At 51.9% G+C, this 22,593-nt stretch carries 18 protein-coding genes, 1 tRNA gene and 1 pseudogene; 7 read left to right on the forward strand and 13 right to left on the reverse strand.

Features of this window, described 5'->3' with window-relative positions:
• The first annotated feature begins 44 nt into the window (after window positions 1–44).
• Window positions 45–1,196, forward strand: coding sequence for an SMP-30/gluconolactonase/LRE family protein (locus AB2L51_RS01830; protein ID WP_395580877.1), 1,152 nt, complete (start codon window positions 45–47; stop codon window positions 1,194–1,196).
• A gap of 24 nt (window positions 1,197–1,220) precedes the next feature.
• Here the strand turns inward: AB2L51_RS01830 and fdhD are convergent, their stop codons facing one another.
• On the reverse strand, window positions 1,221–2,054 hold the full coding sequence (gene fdhD / locus AB2L51_RS01835; protein ID WP_395580878.1) for a formate dehydrogenase accessory sulfurtransferase FdhD: 834 nt from the start codon (window positions 2,052–2,054) through the stop codon (window positions 1,221–1,223).
• Window positions 2,044–2,682: a molybdenum cofactor guanylyltransferase gene (mobA, locus tag AB2L51_RS01840; RefSeq protein ID WP_395580879.1), complete on the reverse strand. Its 639-nt coding sequence runs from the start codon at window positions 2,680–2,682 to the stop codon at window positions 2,044–2,046. Before mobA ends, fdhD begins: the two co-directional genes overlap by 11 nt.
• 96 nt (window positions 2,683–2,778) lie before the next feature.
• Here mobA and mobB point away from each other — a divergent pair, with 96 nt between their 5' ends.
• Complete coding sequence (gene mobB / locus AB2L51_RS01845) at window positions 2,779–3,309, forward strand: molybdopterin-guanine dinucleotide biosynthesis protein B (protein WP_395580880.1); 531 nt, start codon at window positions 2,779–2,781, stop codon at window positions 3,307–3,309.
• A 19-nt stretch (window positions 3,310–3,328) separates the two neighbouring features.
• Here the strand turns inward: mobB and AB2L51_RS01850 are convergent, their stop codons facing one another.
• From AB2L51_RS01850 to aspT, 7 genes are all read right to left on the reverse strand, one after another.
• Complete coding sequence (locus AB2L51_RS01850; RefSeq protein WP_395580881.1) at window positions 3,329–4,591, reverse strand: molybdopterin molybdotransferase MoeA; 1,263 nt, start codon at window positions 4,589–4,591, stop codon at window positions 3,329–3,331.
• Between the two features lie 19 nt (window positions 4,592–4,610).
• Window positions 4,611–5,531 (reverse strand): formate dehydrogenase accessory protein FdhE, encoded by a 921-nt coding sequence (fdhE, locus tag AB2L51_RS01855; protein WP_395580882.1) that lies wholly within the window; start codon window positions 5,529–5,531, stop codon window positions 4,611–4,613.
• A complete protein-coding gene (locus AB2L51_RS01860; RefSeq protein ID WP_395580883.1) occupies window positions 5,531–6,184 on the reverse strand; it encodes a formate dehydrogenase subunit gamma in 654 nt (217 codons plus the stop codon). The genes fdhE and AB2L51_RS01860 overlap by 1 nt, the downstream gene beginning before the upstream one ends.
• Complete coding sequence (gene fdxH / locus AB2L51_RS01865; RefSeq protein ID WP_166109683.1) at window positions 6,184–7,119, reverse strand: formate dehydrogenase subunit beta; 936 nt, start codon at window positions 7,117–7,119, stop codon at window positions 6,184–6,186. The genes AB2L51_RS01860 and fdxH overlap by 1 nt, the downstream gene beginning before the upstream one ends.
• A gap of 9 nt (window positions 7,120–7,128) precedes the next feature.
• Window positions 7,129–10,182: a formate dehydrogenase-N subunit alpha gene (fdnG, locus tag AB2L51_RS01870; RefSeq protein ID WP_395580884.1), complete on the reverse strand. Its 3,054-nt coding sequence runs from the start codon at window positions 10,180–10,182 to the stop codon at window positions 7,129–7,131.
• Window positions 10,183–10,651: 469 nt separating this feature from the next.
• Complete coding sequence (locus tag AB2L51_RS01875; protein ID WP_395580885.1) at window positions 10,652–12,244, reverse strand: bifunctional aspartate transaminase/aspartate 4-decarboxylase; 1,593 nt, start codon at window positions 12,242–12,244, stop codon at window positions 10,652–10,654.
• A gap of 33 nt (window positions 12,245–12,277) precedes the next feature.
• Window positions 12,278–13,960 carry an aspartate-alanine antiporter gene (gene aspT, locus AB2L51_RS01880; RefSeq protein ID WP_395580886.1) on the reverse strand — a complete coding sequence of 561 codons (1,683 nt, stop codon included), beginning with the start codon at window positions 13,958–13,960 and terminating at the stop codon, window positions 12,278–12,280.
• Window positions 13,961–14,271: 311 nt separating this feature from the next.
• Here aspT and AB2L51_RS01885 point away from each other — a divergent pair, with 311 nt between their 5' ends.
• Entirely contained in the window at window positions 14,272–15,192 is a 921-nt protein-coding gene (locus AB2L51_RS01885) for a hypothetical protein (protein WP_395580987.1), read from the forward strand.
• An 86-nt stretch (window positions 15,193–15,278) separates the two neighbouring features.
• Here the strand turns inward: AB2L51_RS01885 and AB2L51_RS01890 are convergent, their stop codons facing one another.
• The 4 genes and pseudogenes from AB2L51_RS01890 to AB2L51_RS01905 form a co-directional block, all read right to left on the reverse strand.
• On the reverse strand, window positions 15,279–16,778 hold the full coding sequence (locus AB2L51_RS01890) for a protoglobin domain-containing protein (RefSeq protein ID WP_395580887.1): 1,500 nt from the start codon (window positions 16,776–16,778) through the stop codon (window positions 15,279–15,281).
• 105 nt (window positions 16,779–16,883) lie between these two features.
• On the reverse strand, window positions 16,884–18,473 hold the full coding sequence (locus AB2L51_RS01895; protein WP_395580988.1) for a putative bifunctional diguanylate cyclase/phosphodiesterase: 1,590 nt from the start codon (window positions 18,471–18,473) through the stop codon (window positions 16,884–16,886).
• 261 nt (window positions 18,474–18,734) lie between these two features.
• A pseudogene (locus tag AB2L51_RS01900) lies at window positions 18,735–19,073 on the reverse strand (PAS domain S-box protein); the annotation flags it as partial.
• A 692-nt stretch (window positions 19,074–19,765) separates the two neighbouring features.
• A tRNA-Gln gene (locus AB2L51_RS01905) sits at window positions 19,766–19,839 on the reverse strand.
• A 193-nt stretch (window positions 19,840–20,032) separates the two neighbouring features.
• On the opposite strand from AB2L51_RS01905, the gene AB2L51_RS01910 reads away from it, so the two are divergent.
• From AB2L51_RS01910 to AB2L51_RS01925, 4 genes are all read left to right on the forward strand, one after another.
• Complete coding sequence (locus AB2L51_RS01910) at window positions 20,033–21,163, forward strand: Ppx/GppA phosphatase family protein (protein WP_395580888.1); 1,131 nt, start codon at window positions 20,033–20,035, stop codon at window positions 21,161–21,163.
• Window positions 21,160–21,945, forward strand: a complete 786-nt coding sequence (locus AB2L51_RS01915; protein ID WP_395580889.1) for an RlmE family RNA methyltransferase — start codon at window positions 21,160–21,162, stop codon at window positions 21,943–21,945. Before AB2L51_RS01910 ends, AB2L51_RS01915 begins: the two co-directional genes overlap by 4 nt.
• A 71-nt stretch (window positions 21,946–22,016) precedes the next feature.
• The gene (locus AB2L51_RS01920; RefSeq protein WP_166117078.1) at window positions 22,017–22,244 is read left to right on the forward strand and encodes a sulfurtransferase TusA family protein; all 228 of its coding nucleotides are present in this window, start codon (window positions 22,017–22,019) and stop codon (window positions 22,242–22,244) included.
• Between the two features lie 93 nt (window positions 22,245–22,337).
• Window positions 22,338–22,592, forward strand: coding sequence for an exodeoxyribonuclease VII small subunit (locus tag AB2L51_RS01925; protein ID WP_173957829.1), 255 nt, complete (start codon window positions 22,338–22,340; stop codon window positions 22,590–22,592).
• Window position 22,593 lies beyond the last annotated feature (1 nt).

The following is a 22,593-nucleotide window of genomic DNA, read 5'->3' on the forward strand; positions in this document are numbered from 1 at the left end:
GGAAAGCGGGCAGATTAGGTGTGCCGGAATGGGGGGAGACAGGAATGAATAGATTGGGTCCTTTTTTGCTGGTGGCTGGTTTATGGGTGAGTCAGTTGCCAGCAGCACCTGTGCAGGCACAGACCATAACAGATAACAACGACCCTGCTTTTGGCCGTAATGGACAGGTCCAGATTATTGCCAGCATACCCACGCCAGACCCCTCTGGCATTGCCGTGGTGAATGGACGTCTGTTTCTGACTTTTCCCAAGCATGATGGCGATCATACAGGCCCGGTGCTGGCAGAGTGGAAGAATGGGCATCTGCTTCCATTTCCTTCAGCAGCATTTTCGGCCGGATCAAGCGGGGCACCGCAGGCTCGGCTGATTTCGCCTCATGGGATGACAACAGATAGCAAGGGAAACCTGTGGGTTATTGATGATGGTAAGATCAAAGGGCAACCCATTCCCGCAGGCGGCGCCAAGGTGGTTGGGGTCAACCCCATAACAGGGCAGATTATTGCCAGTGTGCCTCTGACCAATGCGTTGCTGCCCCAAAGCCATATGAATGACCTGCGCATAGACCTGACACACGGTGCAAAAGGCACGGCATACATTACGGATAGCTCGTTTGATGGGCACCCGGCTCTGGTTGTGCTGGACCTCGCCACGGGTAGGCAGCGCCGCGTGCTGGAAAATACGGTCTCTATTCTGCCTGACCCCGGGTATCAGACTGTGCTGGATGGGCGCGTGCTGCATTATGACCCGGCCCACCCGACCTTTCCCGCAGGTGGGGCGGATGGCATTACCCTGTCTGCCGGGTCCGAACGTGTTTATTACGCCCCCTTGGCCAGCCGACGATTATATAGCCTGCCGACAGACAAACTGGCTGACTTTTCCCTCAGTTCCGCCCAGTTGGCGGCCTTGGTTGTAGATGAAGGGGAAAAAGGGGCAGCCGACGGATTGGCGACCGACCCATGGAACCGGATTTACACCACAGCCGCCGACCATGATGCCGTGTTTCGCCGCAACCCGGATGGCACGTTTGAACTTCTGGCCTCGGACCCACGGTTTGTCTGGCCAGATGGTATTTTTGCAGATCATCAGGCCGTTTACGTGGTGCTGGGGCAATGGAACCGCCTACCTCGTTTGCATAATGGGCAGGACTTGCGCAAACCACCTTTTCTTGTAGCCAGAATTCCCATTACGGCCCCTTGAAAAATGGCGCGTGCAGAGGCTGTATCAGATTTCTTCCGGTGATAGGGGAAGAATGCACATACTGTCTGGCCGGGCGGGAGAGATGAGCGTAAGCCCGGCCTGCTGTGCCGTTCTGAGCGCCATAGCTGTAGGCGCGGAAAGAGAGACGAGTGCGCGCATGCCTGCGGCTATGGCTTTGCTTGCCATTTCATAAGAACAACGGCTGGTTAGCAGGCAAAACCCGTCTGCAAAACTCAGGGGGGTTTTAAGGCCGTGGCCGATAAGCTTATCAAGCGCATTATGCCGCCCCACATCTTCCCTGATTGCTGTGATGGAGCCATCAGGAGTACACCATGCGGCTGCATGGAGCATACCTATACCGGCATTGAGTGTCTGGTGGTCCCGAAGGTGCTGTAACGCGCCGCGTATGGCCGACAGGTCCGGGGTATAAGCCTGAACCGTGTTCTGGTTGCGGGTGACAATGCTGTTCATGTCTGACCCACAGATGCCACAGCCGGTACGCCCCGCGATCGGCCGCCTGCTGCGAGCCAGAACCGTGCGGAGTGCATCAGCGCTTAGACGCATGTCCACCTTTAACCCACCGGGTACAGAAGATACGGCAATGTGCCTGATTTCAGAAATGTCTTTAACAAGACCTTCAGTTATTGAAAATCCAAGAGCAAAGTCATCAATATTATGGGGGGTTATCATCATGACGGCATAGTCTATGCCGTTATAGATCAGAGAGAGCGGCACTTCTTCTGCCAGATTCAAAGTCTCATTTACGGTTTGGGGGGCGCTGTCCTGTGCATTTCCCCAGATCATTCTTTTGGCATGGCAGGATTCTGAAATGGCAAAAGCTGTTTGTTCATGTGCCACGGTAGCGGCTCCCGGCCTGAGCCTGCCCAAGCGTGCGGACTTCCTGCAGGTCTTCGGGTGTATTGATATTCACGAACGGATCAAACGGATAGAGGTGAGAAAAGTCCATTGCCCGAGCATTCAGCGCATTCGCCAGTGTGCAAACCCGCGTTGTCTGCTTTCGGTTCTGCTCTGTTACGCTGGCCAATTGTGCCGCTAATAATGTACGGGCCTGGCTAACGGGCCATAATGCGACCAGAGAATGACGCTGTTCCGCATAAGCAGCATAAGATGGTGCAGGCAGCAAAGTGCCAACCAGATCATGCGGGATAAAAGGTGTATCAACTGGCACACTCAGCAACGCATCAAACCCTGCGGCTTCGGCCCATTCCAGACCACTTAACAGCCCGGCCAAAGGGCCAACGTCAAAATATGTATCAGCCAGAACCGGGTAATTCCATGCGTCAAACCTTTGCGCGTTGCCATTCGCACTTATAGCAATGCTGGTGCATTGTTGTTCAAGGCGGGTCATAACCCACTCAATGCAGGGTTTATGGTCGATTTCCATAAAAGCCTTGTCAGCATAATGCATGCGTCTGCCCTGCCCGCCTGCCAGCACTAATCCTGCAATTTTTAACATGTGCGGCATGATAAGCTGTGTCTCTACCCGTTTAAGCTGGTTATTGTGCGTGTGCCCGCGTAAAAATCAACGACTCTTTTTAATATTGTATGGACTGGCCCGCTCGTGACATCCCCTTATCGCAAACAACGGGTTTTTGGCATTATCGGGCGGAGTGGTTCCGGTAAAACGCATCTTATCAGCCGCCTTGTTCCTCTTTTTTGCCAACAGGGGTTAAGTGTTTCCACAATTAAACATACCCATCATGGCGTGGATATGGATACACCGGGGAAAGATACATTCCAGCATAGAGAAAGTGGTGCGGTGGAGGTCATGCTTGCAACGCCGACGCGCTGGTTTTTGCAGCATCAAAGCCCAACCCCTCCCAAATTGAATGACCTGCTCAAGATCATGAAACCCGTAGACCTTGTTTTGGTAGAGGGCTTCCATGCCGAGGTGCCGGCCTGTCTGGAAGTCTGGCGTTCCACAACAGGCAAAGAGCCCCTCTTTGCAAAGACCACCCATATTCAGGCTGTTGCGACAGATAGTGTTCCTTTGCAAAACCCCGAAGGGGGAAAAGTTTTTTTCTCTCTGAACGAGACCCAATCTATTTTTGATTATATTCAAAAAAATCTTTTTTCTTGGGAAATAACGTAAAAAACGAATATATTTACTTTTATATGCTGCAAAACCGCGTTGTGGAACACCAGTCCCCAATCGTTATGGCTTGTCCGGGTGGGATCAGCAGGAGGCCATCGGCTCGGGAAAAGCAGAGAACGTCAGACGCACCTTTTGAAGGTACAAGAGAAAACACTGTTTCCTTGCCACTCTGGGCACAAGTGACCGGCACAAAACCAGTCGCATCTGATAGGGAAGGATAGGAAAAGCTGCTCCTTCCGTGCAGCACGGGGAAGCTCATCAGCGCTTGCCTGTGCTCCATAAATGAGCGGAGGAACGGCAGAACAAAAACCTGGGCACATATCGCCGTAGCTCCCGGATTGCCGGGCAGGCAAAAGACAGGCACGGAACCTAACTGCATGAGAGTAAAAGGCTTGCCTGGGCGAATTTTGACACGCCGAAACAGACAGGTCGCGCCAAGCTGTTCCATAACTGGCAGGACGTTATCTGTCTGGCCAACAGAAATGCCCCCCGTTGTCAGCAGGATATCCGATTGTTCCGCCAGTTCAGATATGGCAGCCAGCAGGTCCTCCCGGCTATCGGAGCATACGATACGGCTTGTAACATGAGCCCCCTGACGCGTGAGCATTGCATGGAGCAAAGGTGTGTTAATTTCTGCCCGGCTGTCTGGGGCTGACTGGGCGAATTCGGCACCACTTGCAATCACACCAACCCGACAAGGTTTATAAACGGGAACCTGCCTGATGTTCTGGCTGACAAGGAGCGCAATATGTCGCCAGTCAAGTTTCTGGCTGGCAGTAAGGAGAAGTGAGCCAGCAGCAAACTCCTCTCCTGTCTGACGGATGTTTTTGCCTACGGCTATGTCGGACGGGGTAAGGTGCAATAACCCGTTACGCACTTCCACCCGTTCGCGTGCAATAACACAGTCTGCACCTGCTGGCAGGCGAGCACCGGTTAGAATTGTAGCGGCTGTGCCCCTATGATGGGGGGCGGGCTGATCCCCGGCTACGACGTAATCCCGTAGGGGAATGGTATTGATTGCCTGCCCGGTATCGGCAATATCCGCACAGCAGAAAGCATAGCCATCCATGGCGGAAATATCGGCTTCTGGCCGTGGAGCGAGCGCTTGCAACGCCGTGGCCAGAACGCGTCCATCAGCTTGATGGACGGGGACGTGCTCAATCTCAGGGGCAGGTAACGTCGTGACCAGCGCTGATAAAATACGCAGTGCATGTTCATAGTCCACCATGGCCGGGGCTGGTGTGCGGTCATGAGTAGCCGATGGTTGGAGTGAATGCACGCGACAGTCCGTAATGTTGTTATGCGGGGAAGGAGAACGGGTTTATACCGATGCGCATGAAGCCTTCAGCCTCCATGGCACTGTCCAGCAGCAGGCTGCCCAGATCATCGGCCACGGCTTCCAGTTCCGGGTCATAATCCAGACGGAGTGTTTTGATGTAATTCCTGCAATCCCCACAGGTTTCGATCTGGATAGCGGATTTGGCGTCATCCAATGTCCAGTGATCCATTTGCCCGCTGGCATCACACGCTACACAAACAGCACGGACCCGGTGCCAGCGTACTTCGCACAGGCTGCATTGCAGGTAGCGTAACCCCTCGCGCGCACCTCCCATGACAAGACTGGCAACTGGTGGCGCATGGCAGCACGGACAATGCGTAGCATGCGCCAGAGATTGTATAATCCCCTCCCCTTGCTTGAGCGTAACCGCCTGAGCCCAGCAGGTAGAAAGGGCTGCCCACAGTATAACGGCGACACCTGCATCAACCTGTGCATAATCAGCTTGCAAAAGATGAGCGGCAGCTTTGGTGAGTCCTGCTTTGTCAGCCGATAGAGAGCCAAGTGCCTGAGCCACCTTTTGCGGGAGCATAGGTGTAAGCTGTGTTGCCAGTGTTATATAGGCTGCCTGCCAGCACTGTATGCTGCCAAGGCTATGTTCGAGTTGCGCTGTGTCAGCAACACCCTGTTTGAGCAGGCTGTGAATGGCCTCCACATCCGCCTGCTCAAGTGGTGTTTGCGCAAGAATATCCTGCTGGACCTGCACCAGATGCGTTAGAAAACGAAAATATTCTCCGTTTTCCCCCTGCAAAAGGATCTGCGCCTTCAAACGGTCAATCCGGCGCGCATAAAGCTTGTCCAGCATGGGGTAAATGGCTGGATCAATCGCTACGACACCGGGTGTCCGTTTATCTGGGGCAACAATATCTGAACTGTCCAGCATCAGCCATGCCTTTTGGATGGCAAAGGTTTGGTTGGGGCGATTTCTTCTTCGTACCAACGGTCATGATGCTGCCGGGCCCAGGCCCGCGAGACATAACCGCTGATCATGCCGCCAATGGAGCCACGCACCCAGATACCCATGTAAATATGCCCAATAACCAGCAGGATAAGTGCCAGCCCGGCAACGGAATGCGCCAGAAGTGCAAGGCGGAGGACAGGAATGGGAAACAGCGCTGCAAAATAAGCCCGCCAGATCATCAACCCGCTGACAAACAGCAGGCTGATCAGGGACATAATACCCCAGAACAGGATTTTTTGCCCTGCGTTGTATTTGCCAATCTGGAGTTTTTGCCCATGTTTGTTCAGCAGCACTTCCATAATATGCTTGAACCATGTCAGGTCCGTGCGCACAAAAAGATTGTGGTGCACAAAGCGGACAAACATGCACATGAGCAGCCCGAAAACGGCAATACCCAGAAAAGGATGGAGCACACGGGCAAGCTGCGGCGGGCCAAGCACATAACCCAGCCAGTTCAGGCTCGGGAAGAACCAGGACAGCCCCGAAAGGGCGACCAGCATAAAGCATGACACCATGCTCCAGTGGAACAGGCGGTCAACAAGCTTGGTGCGTAAGACCAGATTATTATTGTCCATTATGCATCCCTCCCGTTGTCGTTCGGGCCCTGTCCCGCATCTTCCAGTTCTTTTTCTGGCTCCGCTGGAGGTGTTTCGTCAGTCGTATTGGCACCAACGCCCATGTAGTGGGCAAAGGCCCCGGCCAGAGTTGCAATAAACCCAAGTGCGCCTACGGGTTTAAGCCATTCTTTCCAGCCCCGGACAACGGGGCTGATATGCGGGTCATCCGGCAGGCGATGGTACAGGCTGGGCTGGTCGGCATGGGTGAGAACATACATGACATGCGTGCCGCCCACGCCCGCAGGGTCATAAAGCCCTGCCCCATTGTGGCCGCGCCCTTTGAGTTCTTCAACCCGGGTTGCCGCAAGGTCTTTCATCTCGGCTTTGGAACCGAAGGAGATTGCACCTGTTGGACATGTTTTAACGCAGGCAGGCTCCTGCCCAACCGCTACCCGGTCTGCACAGAGAGTGCATTTATAGGCCCGGTTATCTTTCTTGCTGATACGCGGAATATCAAACGGACAGCCTGCAACGCAGTAACCGCAGCCAATACATTGTTCGGATTGAAAATCCACAATGCCGTTTGCAAACTGCAAAATGGCCCCCGGGCTCGGACATGCCTTCAGGCAGCCCGGCTCGGCGCAGTGCATGCAGCCTTCCTTGCGTAACAGCCATTCCAGTTTGCCCGCCTCATCTTCACGCTCATCAAAACGGATAACGGTCCATGTTTCTGGCGTCAGATCGGCAGGGTTGTCGTATACCCCCACGTTATGCCCGACTTCATCGCGCAGGTCGTTCCATTCTGAACAGGCGACCTGACACCCCTTGCACCCGGTGCAGAGGGAGACGTCAATCAGTTTGGCCACTTCCTGTTCGTGACTGCGGGCCTGTGGCAGCGGCGTCAGTCCGTTGGTGGCGGAGCGGCGGATAATGTCTTGTGACTGCATACCCATCAGCGCACCTCAGACTTTCTCAACATTAACAAGAAATGCTTTAAATTCCGGCGTTTGGGAATTGGCATCCCCAATGGCCGGAGTAAGCGTATTGGCCAGATACCCTTTGCGGGTCGCCCCCTTGAAGCCCCAGTGGCAAGGCACGCCAATCTGATCAAGGTCTTTGCCCATAACACTCAGGCGCTTGAGTCTTTTTGTAACCACGGCTTTGGCCTCGATATAGCCCCGGTGGGAGGAAACGCGCACCATATCGCCTGCAACAATACCGAGCTTACCTGCCAGTTTGTCCCCAATTTCTACAAACTGTTCAGGCTGCATAATAGCATTCAGTCTGGAATGCTTTGTCCAGTGCCGGAACAGTTCCGTAATGGAGTACGTCGTGGCCACATAAGGGTACTGGGCCGGGTCGCCCATACGGGGCTTTTCATCCGCATAAAAACGTGCAGCCGGGTTCCGGAGCGCGGTTTTACCGAGCGCAGAGGAGAGAACCGGGGTCTCGGTCGGCTCGTAATGTTCCGGGAATGGCCCGTCAACCAGCTTGTCTCCACCGGCAAACAGGAGGCCAACACCTTCGCTGTGCATGATAAACGGACCAACGCCACTATTGGGTGGAGAAGTGAGCGGGTAATCCGGTACATCGCCACCGCCCCAGCGTTGTCCGTCCCAGGCAATAAGTTGCCGCTTGGGGTCCCATGGATGCCCCTGAACATCGAGCGAAGCGCGGTTGTACAGAATGCGGCGGTTAGCAGGCCATGCCCACGCCCAGCCAGGGGTGGTGCCCAGACCTGTATCTGTATTGTCGCGCCGGGCCATCTGGTTACCGGCCTGAGTCCATGAACCGGCAAAAATCCAGCAGTAGCTGGCTGTAGTACCGTCATCTTTCATAACCGAGAAATCAGGCAGCAACTCACCCTTGCGCACAACAATCCGACCTTTGTCGTCTGTTATGTCGGCCAACGCATAACCATTGGCTTCCTTGGCGACCTCTTCGGGCATTGGGTCTGCGGGGTCCTGATAATTCCACTGCATATTCAGGACAGGTTCGGGGCAGGCCCCCCCTTCCTTTGCATACAGCGCCCGGAGCTTGGTAAAAATGGTACCGATGATGTGACCATCATTCCATGCATCACCCGGCGGTCTGGCGCCTTCATAGTGCCATTGCAGCCAGCGTGCGGAATTGACGATAGACCCGTTTTCCTCTGCAAAGCAGGACGCGGGCAGTCTGAAGACCTCTGTCTGGATATCTTCAGGCTTTACATCATTGAAAGCACCTTCGTTCTGCCAGAAGTTGGCCGTTTCCGTATCCAGAGGGTCCATAGTGATCAGGAAGCGGAGTTTGGAGAAGGCATCACGCATACGGTTTTTATCAGGCATTGCAGCGAGGGGGTTAAAGCCCTGCGCAATATACCCGTTCACCTTGCCTTGATACATCATTTCAAAATAGGCCAGCATATCATAGCTGCGGTCCCATTTTGGCAGCCAGTCATAGCCCCAGCTGTTTGTGGGCGTTGCGTGATCCCCCCACAGGGTTTTCATCAGGCTGACAAAGAATTTGGGCGTATTGTGCCAGTAGTTGACCTGCCCCGGCTCATCCGCATGGGGCGTTACGGCTTGCAGGTAGCTATCCAGTGTCTGCTGGCTTTCCTTGGGCAGGTTCATATAGCCCGGCAGGCGGACAGACAGAAGACCGAGGTCCGTATACCCCTGAATGTTGGAATGTCCACGCAGGGCGTTCAGGCCACCACCGGGCATGCCGACATTGCCGAGCAGAAGCTGAATCATGGCGGCGGTACGAATGATCTGTGTACCGTTGGTATGGTGTGTCCACCCCAGAGCGAACAGGATGGTTGATGTCAGATCAGGCGCACTGGTTGCCGCGAGGGTTTCGCAGACATGCAGAAAGTCTTTTTCAGGTGTGCCGGTAATCTGCGCCACAACTTCAGGCGTATAGCGTGCGGCATGCTGGCGTAGCAGATTGATGACACAACGCGGGTTCTGCAACGTGGGGTCAGTTACGGCATACCCTTGTGCATCGCGTTCATATGCCCATGAAGATTTGTCATAGCTCCGCTTTGCAGCATCATATCCGCTGAAAAGACCTTCATGGAAACTGAAATCTTCACGCACGACAAACGGTGCATTGGTATAGGCTTTGACGTAGTCATGCTGGATCTGGTCATGTGTCAGGAGATAGTTGATGACCCCCAGCAAAAATGCACCATCAGAGCCTGCACGGATAGGGGCATAAAAATCTGCCACAGCGGCACTACGGTTGAACCGGGGGTCCACAACCATAACCTTGGCGCCATTACGGATTTTGGCTTCCATGACCCATTTGAAACCAACCGGGTGGGCTTCAGCCGGGTTGCCGCCCATAATCAGCACAACGTTGGCGTTTTTAATATCCACCCAGTTGTTGGTCATGGCGCCGCGCCCAAGAGACGAGCCCAGAGCGGAAACGGTAGGACCGTGGCAGAGCCGGGCCTGACAGTCCAAACCCAGCATGCCCAGTGAGCGTGCGAACTTGAAATCCAGCAATCCCGTTTCATTGCTGGCGGCGGAAGAGGCCAGCATACCCGTAGTGAGCCAGCGGTTTACAGTCTCACCTTTTTCGTTTTTTGCTACGAAATTTTTGTCGCGATCATCTTTGAGCAGACGGGCAATGCGATCAGTGGCCTCGTCCCAGCTGATCCGGGTCCATTCCTTGCTGCCCGGCGCACGATAGGAAGGATAATGCAGGCGGCCTTCACTGTGAATGAAGTCAACCAGCCCCGCCCCTTTTGGGCACAGTGAGCCACGGCTTACGGGATGGTCAGGGTCACCTTCAATGTGGAAGATGCTGGGTTTGGCGTTCTTGGCGCCATCTCCCAGAGAATACATAAGCAGGCCACAGCCAACCGAACAGTATGTGCAGTTGTTCCGTGTTTCCTTTGCGCGCAGCAGCTTGTACTGCCGCGTTTCCTGCGCAAGAGCCTGCGGTGGGGCGAAACCAAGGGCAATGGCGCTGGCTCCCCCCACGCACGTTCCTGCACTTTTTAAAAACTCTCTGCGCCCCAGAGCCATCTGCATCATCCCGGTATTTGTAAACAAACAGTAATTCTCAACCTGTATATATACTCTCACAAATTAAAGCATTGATCAGGATCACATTGGCGTGCGGTGTCGGTAGGATTTTGTATTTTTATGCGTAAAATCAAGGAAGTGTTGCAAAAATGCATACATTCACTGTGCCAGTCACGGGCAGAATGGGCTCAACGTAGCAGTTATCTATATTTACATGGATATAGATATATACATACCCGTCTTTAAATTATACTTTATTCATCTGATTCTTCATCAATCTCGGAATCTGTTCCTGACATACCTGTCAGGTAGATAATTTGAAAAATCAAGTTTCAGCTTGCGTGATGGCGGATGCATTGATGAATAAATTACGTAACAATGGTGTGGGACAGAATTTTGTCCCACACCATGACATAAAAAGTATTACCCGGAACAAAAGAAGACCTTACCCAGTCTTTGAGGTCAGGTATTATGCAGCGCTTTTTAGAAATTCCTGATAATATTCATCTGCCATTTTGCGTAAAGAACGCCCGATGGCTGCGTACTGGTATTCGTTCAGATTCGCCAAGGATGCACGGGCTGCGGGTTTCTGCACTCCAAAGCCTTCGCCGGGCAAAAGTACGATGCCGGTTTCATCCGCTATGCGGAACAGCATTTCGCCAGTGCTTGCACGCTTGAGCACCCATTTGGCGAATTTTTTGCCGTACAGCTCACGGGCCACGGTTTCCAGATCGATCAGTGTATAATAGTCAACCGCGTTGGCATCTTCTTTTGGTTCAACACCGAGTTCGCGGTAAAGCGTTGCCTCTCTACGGTGAATAACCGCCTTGAGAGAGGCTTTGTAATGACTGGTTTCATCCATCAGGGCAAAGAGGGCAAAGAGCACCATCTGCACCTGCTGGGGGGTGGAAAGGCCAGCCGTATGATTTAGAGCGACGGCACGGCTGTCAGCCACAAGACGGTCAATGAATTTGAGTGTACTGGAATCTGTAGTCAGGCTTGAATAACGCTGCCCAAGATCTCTACGGACACTCTCCGGAAGAGCACGAAGCAAACCGTCAATGGCATTATCTTTATGGATGCCAATAACCCCCAGACGCCAGCCGGTGGCCCCAAAATATTTGGAGAAAGAGTAAACCAGAATGGTGTTGGCCGGGCACACTGCATAAAGGGAGCGGAAGTTATCTGCAAAGGTGCCATACACATCATCGGTTAGAATCATCAGGTCAGGACGATCGTTTTTGACGATGGATGCAATCAGTTCCAGCGAAGCATCATCCATTTTTACAGATGGAGGATTGCTGGGATTGACGCAGAAGAAAATTTTAACGGCCGGGTCCTTCAGCTTTTCCAGTTCGGAAGCAGGGTACTGCCAGTTCATGCTCGGGTCAGCATGAATGGAAACAACTTCCAGCCCGTATTCTTTCAGTTGTGGAATTTCAATGTAAGGTGAGAAAACGGGCAGGCCTATTGCAACCTTGTCTCCTTTTTTCACCAAGCCATTCTGCTTGAGTGTGTTAAAGATATAAGCCATAGCGGCGGTGCCGCCTTCGGTCGCAAAAAAATCCGTGCTTTCAACAGACAGAGCACTTCCTACCATTTCACGCAGTACGTAATGTCCTGCTATCTGCTCGCTCATGGTCAGCATGCGCGGTGGGGTCGGATAATTGCACCCCAGTATTCCTTCCACCATTTCATGCAGGAAGGCAGATGCGGATAGCCCCATCTGATCGCGCACATAGCTTAGTGCCCGCCCCAGAAAGAAAATGCCACTTTTGTCGCGGTTGTCGGACAGAAAACGTTCAAATCGTTCTTCAATGCCTTCCACGCGCGCCTGGCCGCCCACGCCTGCCGTCATATAGGAAAATGACAGCTCAGATTCCGAAACGGCAAACTGGCCAAGATGGAAAAAAGCCGAGCGAGGAAGTGTGGCCAAAAAGTTGGGGTTACCACGACCGGCATTAAGCATGGCGCGGTCTGTATGGCTGGACGCCAGCCGAATGAGTTCGTCTTTCAGCTCAAAGGGGCTAAGGTTTTTGAACTTGGCGTAATCAATAGCCATCGTGTCCTCGCTTTCATAAAGTGCAAAACAGGATCAGGAAAAAGCAACAACCAGAGGCCCAAGAAGGGTCAGCAGCACGTTTGCCACGGCATAGGTGATGGCAAAGGGGGTTGTTGGAACAGAATTGCCAGCTTTGTTAAGGACTTCGCCAAAAGCTGGATTGGCGCTGCGTGAACCCGCCAGAGCCCCTGCAAAGATGGCCGTGTTGCCGTAACGAAGCACGTAGCGACCGAACAGCATGGTCAGGACAAGTGGCACAAGCGTTACAATAACGCCGAGCATAAACAGTGTAACGCCGTGTTCGATAATGGTTGCCACAGCCTGCTGGCCTGTTTGCAATCCTGTAACCGCAACAAAACCGGAAAGACCAAGGTCCACCAGTAAGGCAGAAGACGCCACAGGCATATTGCCCTTTGTGCTGTGCCTGCTTTGGTACCAGCCAAACAAGAGCCCGGAGAGCAAAGCGCCCCCTCCACTCCCCAAAGTCAGGGGAACCGATCCCATGCGAACCACAACCAGCCCCATCAACAGGCCCAGAACCAGACCACAGCCATGGAAAACAAGATCGGTTTTAACGCTGCTGGTCAAAATTGGTCCCAACTGGGACGCAACGCGCTGCACGTCCTGACTGGTGCCATAAAGCGAGATGATATCACCTGACATTGCGTGTAGATCAGCAGTCAGGGGGAGGGGCTTTCCGTTCCGGTTGATGCCTATAAGGTAAACGCCATGCCGTGCGGATGCAGCCAGCAACTGGACAGATTCTGACACTGTTTTGCCAAAAAAATCTTTGTTGGTCAGGGCAATGTTGCGACGCACCATGGTTACATCCATGCTGTCTGCGTTGCGTATTTCCTTGCCCAGCGCCTGCCCGGCGGCAATAACGTCCGCTCTATGGCCGAAGAGTAAAACCGTATCTCCAGCAGCGATTTGAGTGTCAGGAGAAAAGCCAAGAGTGCTGCCATTGCGGCGTATCTGCTCCACGGTGACCGCTGGAGTTTCTATCTGGCTAACCGTTTGCCCACTTTGCATAACGGTAAAAACGCGCCCGACAAGCTCTGGTAGAGCGGGCTGTTCACCCTCTGCATAAATATGAACACCGCCCATTTGCGCGGCTTCGGCTTTCAGAGCGTCTTCACGAATACTGCGTTTTGTAAGCCACGGTAGAACATTGACGCAAAGAATAATGGGCCCCAAAGAGCCAAAAATGTAAGTTACCGCGTAACCAACCGCGACATTTCCCTGCATCTGCTGGACCTGCGCCAGTGGAAGCCCCATTTTTTCCAAGGCGGAACTGGCTGTTCCAATAATGGCGGATTGCGTTAGGCCACCAGCGGCAATGCCTGCTGCCAGACCTTTATCCAGATGGAAGATACGGGCCACGGCGACAACAGTCAGCAAGCCGCTTATGGCCAGAACAACAGCCATAAGGACTTCGCGCATGGATTGACGCCCTAGAGAACGAAAAAACTGCGGGCCACTTTGAAAACCAACGGCATAAATAAAGAGTGCAAACAGCACTGCCTTAATGCCGGAATCAATGTGAAGACCAATCTGACTGATTGCTACAGCGGCAAGCAGAGATCCGGCAACCCCACCAAGCTGGAAAGAACCAAAGCGGATTTTTCCAATAGCATACCCAATGGCAATGGCCAGAAACAGGGCAATTTCCGGGCATGAATTGAGTAGCGTTTTAACAAAATTTGTTATTTCCATGCAGTAGGAACTTTGCTTCTCCGGTTTTCAAAGCTTACATTTCTGTTGTGACTGGCGGGCTGTCAAGTGACTCTTGCAGAGTTTATAAATAATAAACATATAATTGTTTCAATATCGGATTGTTACGGTTTTAACATAAAGTATAATATGAATGTTTTATCAATAATTATTTATACATTGTATGGAGTTTTTTATCTGACAATGTTATGCACCATGAAACATGGGATCTGTATTGAATGCGGAAAAGAAAGACGAATATGGCAAGTATAAAAAAAATAAAATATCCAAAATTTCTCGCCGCAACTGGTATCATGATGACATTTTATACGGGACCTGCGCGCGCAGCAGAGGATCAGTGGTACACAGGTTCTCTAGTCTCTCCATCAGGGGCACAACCTCGTGCTGGCCTTCTTGGCGTTGAACCCTATTATAGCTACACACAGCCTGTCGGTTATTTTGCATCGGATGGCGGCAGTCACCCACAGCATCCACGACAACAGATGTTTAGTAACTCTACCATGTGGAAATACGGAATTACCGATCACATCAGTATTCAGGCGCATACGGTGGTTAATTACGGTTGGGAGCACGGACACGGTCATTCATCAGGTCCCAAATTCGGGGATTTCCCAGTGGATATGATCTGGAGGTTTTTAGATCCAAATCCTAAAAAATATATTCCAGCTCTTAACCTTTTCGCAGGTGTGTATTTTCCCACAGGAGATTATAATAAATTACAGAACAAACAGGACAGTAATGGCACTGGCGCATATGTTTTTCGTATGGCCATTACTGAGCAGTCGACTTACGTTGTGAACGGAAACCATGCATTGCGTTTGCGCACATGGGGATGGTTCCGTCATGCACTTGCCTCCACTCATCTGGAAGATGTGACCAGTTATGGTACGGGTAATGGCTTCCACGGTCGTGGTAGTCCCGGAATGAGCGGGCAGGCTGGTTTTTCTTTGGAATATGGATTGAACCATTCCTGGGTTCTGGTCATGGATCTAGCACGAGACTGGGCAAATGGCTCCCACATATGGGGTACTGACACTACGGGTAAACATGTTGACCGTATTGCCTCCAGCAGCGGTGACTGGCAGATCGCACCTGCCGTGGAATATAATTGGAGCCCTCGTTTTGGTGTAATTGTTGGCTCTGCAATCTATTATGCAGGCCATAATACTGGTGTAAAAATCTCGCCGCAGTTTGCCGTTAATATGATTTACTAAAAAATATGATCATTGCATGATTGATAAACAAGGCATTTCATTTGCAATGATGAAATGCCTTGTTTACTTTCCGGATAACAAACGAATTACGACAGAGTAAATTCGTTCAGCAACCCTTTGAGCCTGCGGGCCTGTTGCGCCATGCCAGAACTTGCCGCAGAGGTTTCCTCCACCATTGCAGCATTCTGGCGTGTGCCCTGATCAATGGAGGAAACGGCATTATTGACTTCCTGCAACGCCGTAGCCTGTTCAGATGCAGCTTCCGCTATGGCCTTCAGATGATCGCCAATATCCGCAACACTTGAGATGATGGTGCTGATGGCATGCCCAGCTTCTTCCATAATTGAAACACCAGACAAAACCTGCTCACGGGACGTTTCTACAAGTTCCTTGACCTCCTTAGACGCATTCCCAGCGCGATTGGCAAGATCGCGAATTTCTTGCGCCAGAACCCGGAACCCGCTCCCTGCCTCACCGGCCCGTGCTGCTTCCACGCCGGTATTGAGTGCGAGCAGGTTGGTCTGAATGGCAATGTTGGACATGACATTGGTAATTTTGCTGATAGCCTCGGAGGACTTCTCAATCTCAGACATCGCGGCCGTTGCGCGATTGATCATAACTCCGAACTGTTCAGTAATGTTCTGGCAGTTGCTTACAAAGGCGTTGGCTTCAGTCACCCGTGCGGCTGTGGAAGTAACTGTTGCTGTAATCTGCTCAACTGCAGAAGCCGTTTTTTCAACCGATATAGCCTGCTGTTCCGTCCTGTGCGCCAGATCCTGAGCAGCACTATTAATCTCACCAGCCGTAATATCGATTGTTTCTGTTGTGTCATTGACAATCTCAAGTGTGTCACGCAGGGATTCAATGGCACCATTCAGATTGTCACGCATCGGGATGTAAGCTGAAGGCAGTTCCTTATCCATTTTCTGGGACAGGTTGCGTTCAGCAACTTCACTTAGGATGATGCCAAAGCTGTCCGCAACAAAAGTCTGCTCTTTCTGGATCAGTTCATCACGTGATTTCTGGCGCGCTTTCTCTGCCTCTTCCTGATAGACAGAGATCGTTAAATCCATTTCAAGCATGACTGCCGAACATAGGCTTGCCAGAGCCCCGCCTATTTCTTCTATGGAAATGGCTGTTTTTTTTGTAAATAGACCCGGTTTGGACACTAAAGTCGAGATAACGCTCCGGATCAGATGGTTCATAACAATGGCATAACCGCCAATATACCAGCGCGGTTCCAGACCAATCCGTGCGTGTACATTGCCGATAGTATAGACTTTTTCGGCATGTTTTTGGTCAAAATTGGCAGAAGAAATATTTTTCCAATGTTGCTGCTGCGCATGCTTTGCACGTTCGATATGCGTCTCAGATGAAAAAAATTTGCTTGTCTCAGGAGTTTTTCGGACCTGTTCGTAAAAAACCTCCAGCGCAACAGGAAGTTCACGATCAATAATATCTTTGATCAGACGAATGGAGGCGCACTCCTCGTCTGATAATTTCATGAATTTGCGACGGTATTCCAGATCTGCAAAATCATGGGCACGAATTTGTGAATGTTTTATTTCTTTTGAGATGCTATTCATTTCTCTTCTCCTGCTTATATCTTCCTGAGGTTTTCTGGCTGGAAATGCCCTTCTGGCCAGTAGATGCTCTCAATGATTTCGGTAAATGATGTTTGTATCTGCGGCCTAGACCATGGATGCGTAAGAAGGTCTTGTCTGCATCCAATGTAAAAGATCACCTGGCGGCATGGGACGTGCAAAGAGGTATCCCTGCATGACATCGCAGCCCATAGTGCGCAGTCGCGTTTCCTGAAACATATCTTCCACGCCTTCTGTTACAACATGTACGCCAAGTCTTTTGCCAATATTGATCGCGGCTTCAGTCACGATAAGAGAACTGACGTCTTTTTCGAAATTAATGATAAAGCTGCGGTCAATCTTGATTTCTGTCAGCGGCAGATGCGAAATACGCGACAGGGAAGAAAAACCCGTGCCAAAATCATCAAGAGACAGACCGACACCAACCTCGCGCAGGGCGGTGAGTGTTGTCATGGTCTCAATGTTCTGCTGCATCATGCCGCCTTCCGTTATTTCTATCGTCAAGCGGTTGGCGGCAAGGTTGTAACGGGAGAGCAGATTGACAATCTGTTCCGTCAGGCTGGGATTACTAAAATGTGCCGCGGACAGGTTTACACTCACAGTAGGAACATGCAGCCCGATTGCATCCCATTTGACTATCTGGGCACACGCTTCGTTCAGTGACCATAATCCAATGGCTTCAATCTGGGCGGTTTCCTCCGCTATGGGAATAAAGCGTGAGGGAGGAATGGTGCCCAATGTTGGGTGATGCCAGCGCGAAAGCGCTTCGACCCCATATAGCATATTGTTTTTAATGCTGATCTGGGGCTGGTAAAACAACTCCAGTTCAGAATCCTGAATAGCCTTGCGTAAAGCCGAACCGATGATAACACGTGCCCGGACATCATCATTCGCAATGCTTCCAAGTAAGCGGAAGCTTTTACGGGCCGTTTTTTTTGCTTCAAGCATGGCCATTTCAGCCCGGTTCAGAATATGCTCGATTTCAAGGCCGTCATCTGGGTACAGACTTATGCCGATACTTAGCGAGATGATGATTTCCTGATTATTGATAACAACTGGCTCACGCATTGCCGCGGTCAGACTATCCGCAAACGTGTTTGCAATATCGTGATCTCCGTTGGGGATAATAACGACAAAATCGTCACCACCCAATCGGCCAGTTATAAAATTGCTCCGGCATTGCGCGATAAGGCGCTGGGCCATGGTCTGTAGAAGAGCATCCCCCTGATCGTACCCCATAAGGTTGTTGATGTCCTGAAACAGGTCGACATCAAGCACAAGCAAAGCAAACGGAGCGCAGGCTGTCTGGAGGGTCATCTCCTTCAGGATCGTGGTGACCGCATTACGGTTCAGCAGACCTGTCAGCGGGTCATAACGATCCAGCCTGCTCAGTTGCTGGCGGGTTTTACCCCGTTCGATAATAGCGGCGCAGGATGGCACACAACCTGCAACAATTTTTTGGGGCCAGTTGGTTATTTTATCCCGGTTGCGCGAGTAAAGGGCAAAAATACCAATGAGTTCCCCTGCCCCGTTGCAGATAGCCGAAGCCCAGCAATCCAGGAATTCGCTTTCATACCCATTACCGGATTTGTCGTTCCAGACAATGGCGCGCGCTTCTTCCGGGGCCAGAGTGAGTGCTGTTATATCCGCATCAGTCAGCACAATGCGCATAAGCATTGCGATTTTTCTGCGTGACAACCCTTCCCCGGAGAGAATCTTAAGATTTTGTTCAGAATTTACCTGTAAAAGAACAGCTACACTATTAGGAACAAGTTGCTCAGCTTCCGTACAGAGCATGTCCGCGATGTCCTGCTCCGGGGCTTCCCCCGAGAGTTCATGAAAAACACGGTTCTGGAGGTCCAATATTTTTCTACGATGGCTTTCCTCAGTCACACCTTTAAGAAAAGCCATATAATAACGCTGCTTGTCCGGTCCGATTATCGCTGTGGAAATCGACATTTCAGCTGCGACGTAATCACCATTGGTGCGGCTGAAAACAACCTCTCGTGATGTGCCAACTATATGATTAATGCCGGTATTTCTGTTGTGGTTAATATACCCATCATGCTGGGCCCGGTGTTCCAGCGGTACCAGGCAATTCACATTCTTGCCAATCACGTCGGCCGCAGAGCAGCCCCAGAGTTGTTCAGCCGCAGTATTGAAAAAAACAATGTGATTAAGCTGGTTAATAATAACAACGCCATCGGCCGCCTGCTCGAGCATATCAAAATATAATGTTGTGTCATGAGAAAGGGCAGAAGATTCGGAAGTGAGCATTGTTGAGCCTTGGATGCGTAAAAACTATGCAGGGGTAATGAACGAGAGCGTTATTGTGATAAGAGTATAGCGACTGACCTCTATTGCGATTACAAATCCGCAAGTACAGTCCCTGCGGGGAACACCCTGAAGCTTGGTCATTCGAGAAACGACTGCCTCGAAACTTCTTGCTACGTGCACGAATAGCAGTTCCATGCCGTCATGCCGAAGTCTTTACGACTGTAGCATAAAGCTGGAATATCAAACATATCACCCAAATTTCATTTATCGACTCTGCCACAAAAGAATAATTTTAAGACAATATCAAGCTCGTTTAAGCTTTGTTAACAGAATTTCACGCGGTTGAGAATTTTGTGGGTCTGATTGAATGCATGCCTACGACCAAGGTATGCTTGGCATTGACCTAAATCAGCGCCGTGCAATACTTATTCCGCGTGCAGATAAATAAACTTAATCCATTCACGATATCGTCGATTTAAAATTTACTTTAAGTGAATCTGGCATAGCTTGAGTAAAATCTTAAGCCTATGGGAATGGTTGTTATGAAGTTATAGCGTGTGCGACACTGAGAAATGTAAGCCCGCAGCTTATTATGATGGCTTGAGTTAAGCTGCGACTTTCATGCAAATGCGCAAAATACCTTGAAGCAAAAAAGGTATGAAACACAACAGCTTTATAATTGGGAAAAAATCTGGCTGGGGGACCTGGATTCGAACCAGGGCTGACCGGGTCAGAGCCGGTAGTTCTACCGCTAAACTATCCCCCAGCAGTACGACGATTTGGAAGTGTAAAACACCACTTCCGTGCCGGTGACGCTCTACTAGCACTGTCATATTGGGCTTGCAACCCCACTCAACAAAAGAATTTTGTTTGGAGTGCATATTTATCTTGTCCCCAAGCCACGCGGTCCCCAGAATAAGAAAAGATGTGTGCAACCCTGACGACTAAGGACCGGATAGATGGATCACTCTCTTCCCTGGGCCGGTTCCTCGGTCAACAGACTTTCCGCTCTTTCGAAGGGCATGAGTGGGGATGTGGATCTCTTCGGTGCGCTTGATCTGGGCACCAATAACTGTCGCCTGATGATTGCCGCACAAACGGTTGGTGGCTTTAGGGTAGTGGACAGTTTCACCCGCGCCGTGCGGTTGGGGGAGGGTTTGCATCACACGGGTCGCCTCAGCGAGGACGCAATGGGTCGTACGGTCGAAGCACTGCAAATTTGCGCGGACCGGCTGGCTCGGCGAAAGGTGGGAATGTTCCGGGCTGTTGCAACCGAGGCCTGCCGCCGCGCTGTTAATGGGCGGGATTTCATTGCGCGCGCTCAGGCTGCGGCTGGCTTTGACATTCATGTGATATCCGGTCGCGAAGAAGCCAGTCTGGCGGTTGAGAGTTGCGCCAACCTCATTCATAATCCTCGCTTCGGTCCACCGCGGAACAGAGCCCTCCTGTTTGATATAGGAGGCGGCTCTACCGAAGTTGCATGGATACGCAGCGATACCGCGCAACAGACAGAGTCCCTGATCGGCTATCTTAGTCTGCCGGTTGGCGTGGTCACGTTATCGGAACAGTTCGGGCCAATGGAAGACCTGACACCTGAGCGTTACCGTGCCATGGTTGAGTATACCCGTACATTCTTGAATGACTTTGAAAACGTCCACCGTATCCGTTCGGAGATCAGGCGCAATCAGGTCCGGCTGATTGGCACGAGTGGCACGGTTACAACCCTTGCCAGTCTTATCCTTAATCTCCCACGTTATGCCCGCGCGGCAGTTGACGGGTCATTACTGCCCGCCAGTAGCGCGCGTCTTGCCATGCGCAAGTTGCAGGATATGGGGCTGAGCAATATTGAAAGCCACCCATGCATTGGCCCGGATCGCGCTCTTTTTGTGCTGCCAGGCTGCGCTATTTTTGAGGCTATTCACGATATATGGCCAATGCAGGATATTATTGTTGCGGATCGTGGGTTACGAGATGGCATGATTCTACGCATGCTGCGCAAAGCCTCCTCCATGTCGCGTCGTTCTACGCGGCCTCTTCATCCCCGGCAGGCTCTTTCCACACAGAATTTAATGCAGGCAACAGGTTTATGAGCGACAAGAAACCCCGTTCATCAGGGCATTCTTCCACATTGCGTGTTCCCGGGCGTGCGCGCAAAAGCAGCGCAACCCCAGGCGGTAAACTGGCAAAGGATGATGCTGAGGCGCCGCAGCGGATGCGCACGCAAACAGTGTCCCTCAGAACCGCGCGGGGCAGGACGACAGCCCAGCAGAAATGGCTTGCACGCCAGTTGAACGACCCCTATGTGCAGGCGGCTCACAAACAGGGCTGGCGCTCCCGCGCGGCGTTCAAGCTGATTGAGCTTGATGACAAGTTTGGCCTGATCCGTCCGGGGATGCGTGTTGTGGATCTGGGGGCCGCTCCGGGGGGATGGACGCAGGTTCTGGTCAAGCGTGGCGCGGCTCAGGTGGTCGGCGTCGATTTGCTGCCGGTCGACCCCGTACCCGGCGCTGAAATCATAGAAGGGGATTTTACAGATCCCGATATGGCCACCACCTTAACAACCATGCTGGGCGGCAAGGCGGACCTTGTCGTATCGGACATGGCGCCCAATACAACCGGGCATGGCCCGACTGATCATATCCGCATTATCGGCCTGACCGAAGAAGCCCTGCATTTTGCGTTTGAGATTCTGGCCGAAGGGGGTGGTTTTGTTGCCAAGGTGTTTCAGGGTGGGTCAGAAAAAGCCATGCTGGATACCCTGAAGCAGGCATTCTCCCTTGTGCGTCACGCCAAGCCGCCAGCCAGCCGTAAGGATTCGGCGGAACTCTACGTTGTCGCAACGGGTTTCAGGCCACACAGGCTTAAAGCCTGAGAATGCTGCATGGAGTGCGGGCGGTCTGTTCGATCGGGGTGACTTTGAAGCGATGATATTGAAGTGTGATCATGAGTGAGACTGTTCTTGATGTCAGGGGGTTGAGTTGCCCCCTCCCCGTTCTCAAAGCCAATCGTGTTCTTCGTGGCTTGCCCGAGGGAGCGCGTTTAAGGGTTCTGGCGACTGATCGGGCTTCCGTGTCCGATTTTCAGGTTTTCTGCAGGGAGACCGGGCATGCCCTCGTCTCTTTTGCTGATGAAAACGGAGTTTTCGCCTTTACGATCAAACGGCGGGCATAAGGCTGATAATTTCCGGTCATAGCTGAAATTCTACCAGTCATTGACAAGCAAGGCTTGGCAGAAGGCCCCTTCTCGCGCTATTGGCTGCCCTTCATGAAGGATAGGGACGCCCGCACGATGCCGGACAACATCACTTCGCTGTCTTTTGAAGACGCGCTTTCCGAACTGGAAAAAATTGTGCGCGGCTTGGAAGGTGGTCAGATGAAGCTGGAAGATGCCATTAAGGCATATGAGCGCGGCGCGGCCCTGCGGCAGCATTGTGAGGCCAAGCTGAGTGAAGCAGAAGCCCGCGTGCAGGCGATCGTGCAACGGTCCGACGGGTCGTTGGACATGAAACCGATGGACTGAG

Origin of the sequence: Acetobacter fabarum (assembly GCF_040702925.2) — a bacterium.
Taxonomy (GTDB): domain Bacteria; phylum Pseudomonadota; class Alphaproteobacteria; order Acetobacterales; family Acetobacteraceae; genus Acetobacter; species Acetobacter fabarum_B.

Bases quoted from the DNA above. Each gene is read 5' to 3' on its own strand.
- AB2L51_RS01830 (WP_395580877.1), top strand. From the start codon at position 45: ATGAATAGATTGGGTCCTTTTTTGCTGGTGGCTGGTTTATGGGTGAGT.
- mobA (WP_395580879.1), bottom strand. From the start codon at position 2,682: ATGCCGCACATGTTAAAAATTGCAGGATTAGTGCTGGCAGGCGGGCAG.
- fdhE (WP_395580882.1), bottom strand. From the start codon at position 5,531: ATGCTGGACAGTTCAGATATTGTTGCCCCAGATAAACGGACACCCGGT.
- AB2L51_RS01860 (WP_395580883.1), bottom strand. From the start codon at position 6,184: ATGGACAATAATAATCTGGTCTTACGCACCAAGCTTGTTGACCGCCTG.
- fdxH (WP_166109683.1), bottom strand. From the start codon at position 7,119: ATGGGTATGCAGTCACAAGACATTATCCGCCGCTCCGCCACCAACGGA.
- fdnG (WP_395580884.1), bottom strand. From the start codon at position 10,182: ATGGCTCTGGGGCGCAGAGAGTTTTTAAAAAGTGCAGGAACGTGCGTG.
- AB2L51_RS01875 (WP_395580885.1), bottom strand. From the start codon at position 12,244: ATGGCTATTGATTACGCCAAGTTCAAAAACCTTAGCCCCTTTGAGCTG.
- aspT (WP_395580886.1), bottom strand. From the start codon at position 13,960: ATGGAAATAACAAATTTTGTTAAAACGCTACTCAATTCATGCCCGGAA.
- AB2L51_RS01885 (WP_395580987.1), top strand. From the start codon at position 14,272: ATGATGACATTTTATACGGGACCTGCGCGCGCAGCAGAGGATCAGTGG.
- AB2L51_RS01890 (WP_395580887.1), bottom strand. From the start codon at position 16,778: ATGAATAGCATCTCAAAAGAAATAAAACATTCACAAATTCGTGCCCAT.
- AB2L51_RS01895 (WP_395580988.1), bottom strand. From the start codon at position 18,473: ATGCTTATGCGCATTGTGCTGACTGATGCGGATATAACAGCACTCACT.
- AB2L51_RS01910 (WP_395580888.1), top strand. From the start codon at position 20,033: ATGGATCACTCTCTTCCCTGGGCCGGTTCCTCGGTCAACAGACTTTCC.
- AB2L51_RS01915 (WP_395580889.1), top strand. From the start codon at position 21,160: ATGAGCGACAAGAAACCCCGTTCATCAGGGCATTCTTCCACATTGCGT.
- AB2L51_RS01920 (WP_166117078.1), top strand. From the start codon at position 22,017: ATGAGTGAGACTGTTCTTGATGTCAGGGGGTTGAGTTGCCCCCTCCCC.
- AB2L51_RS01925 (WP_173957829.1), top strand. From the start codon at position 22,338: ATGAAGGATAGGGACGCCCGCACGATGCCGGACAACATCACTTCGCTG.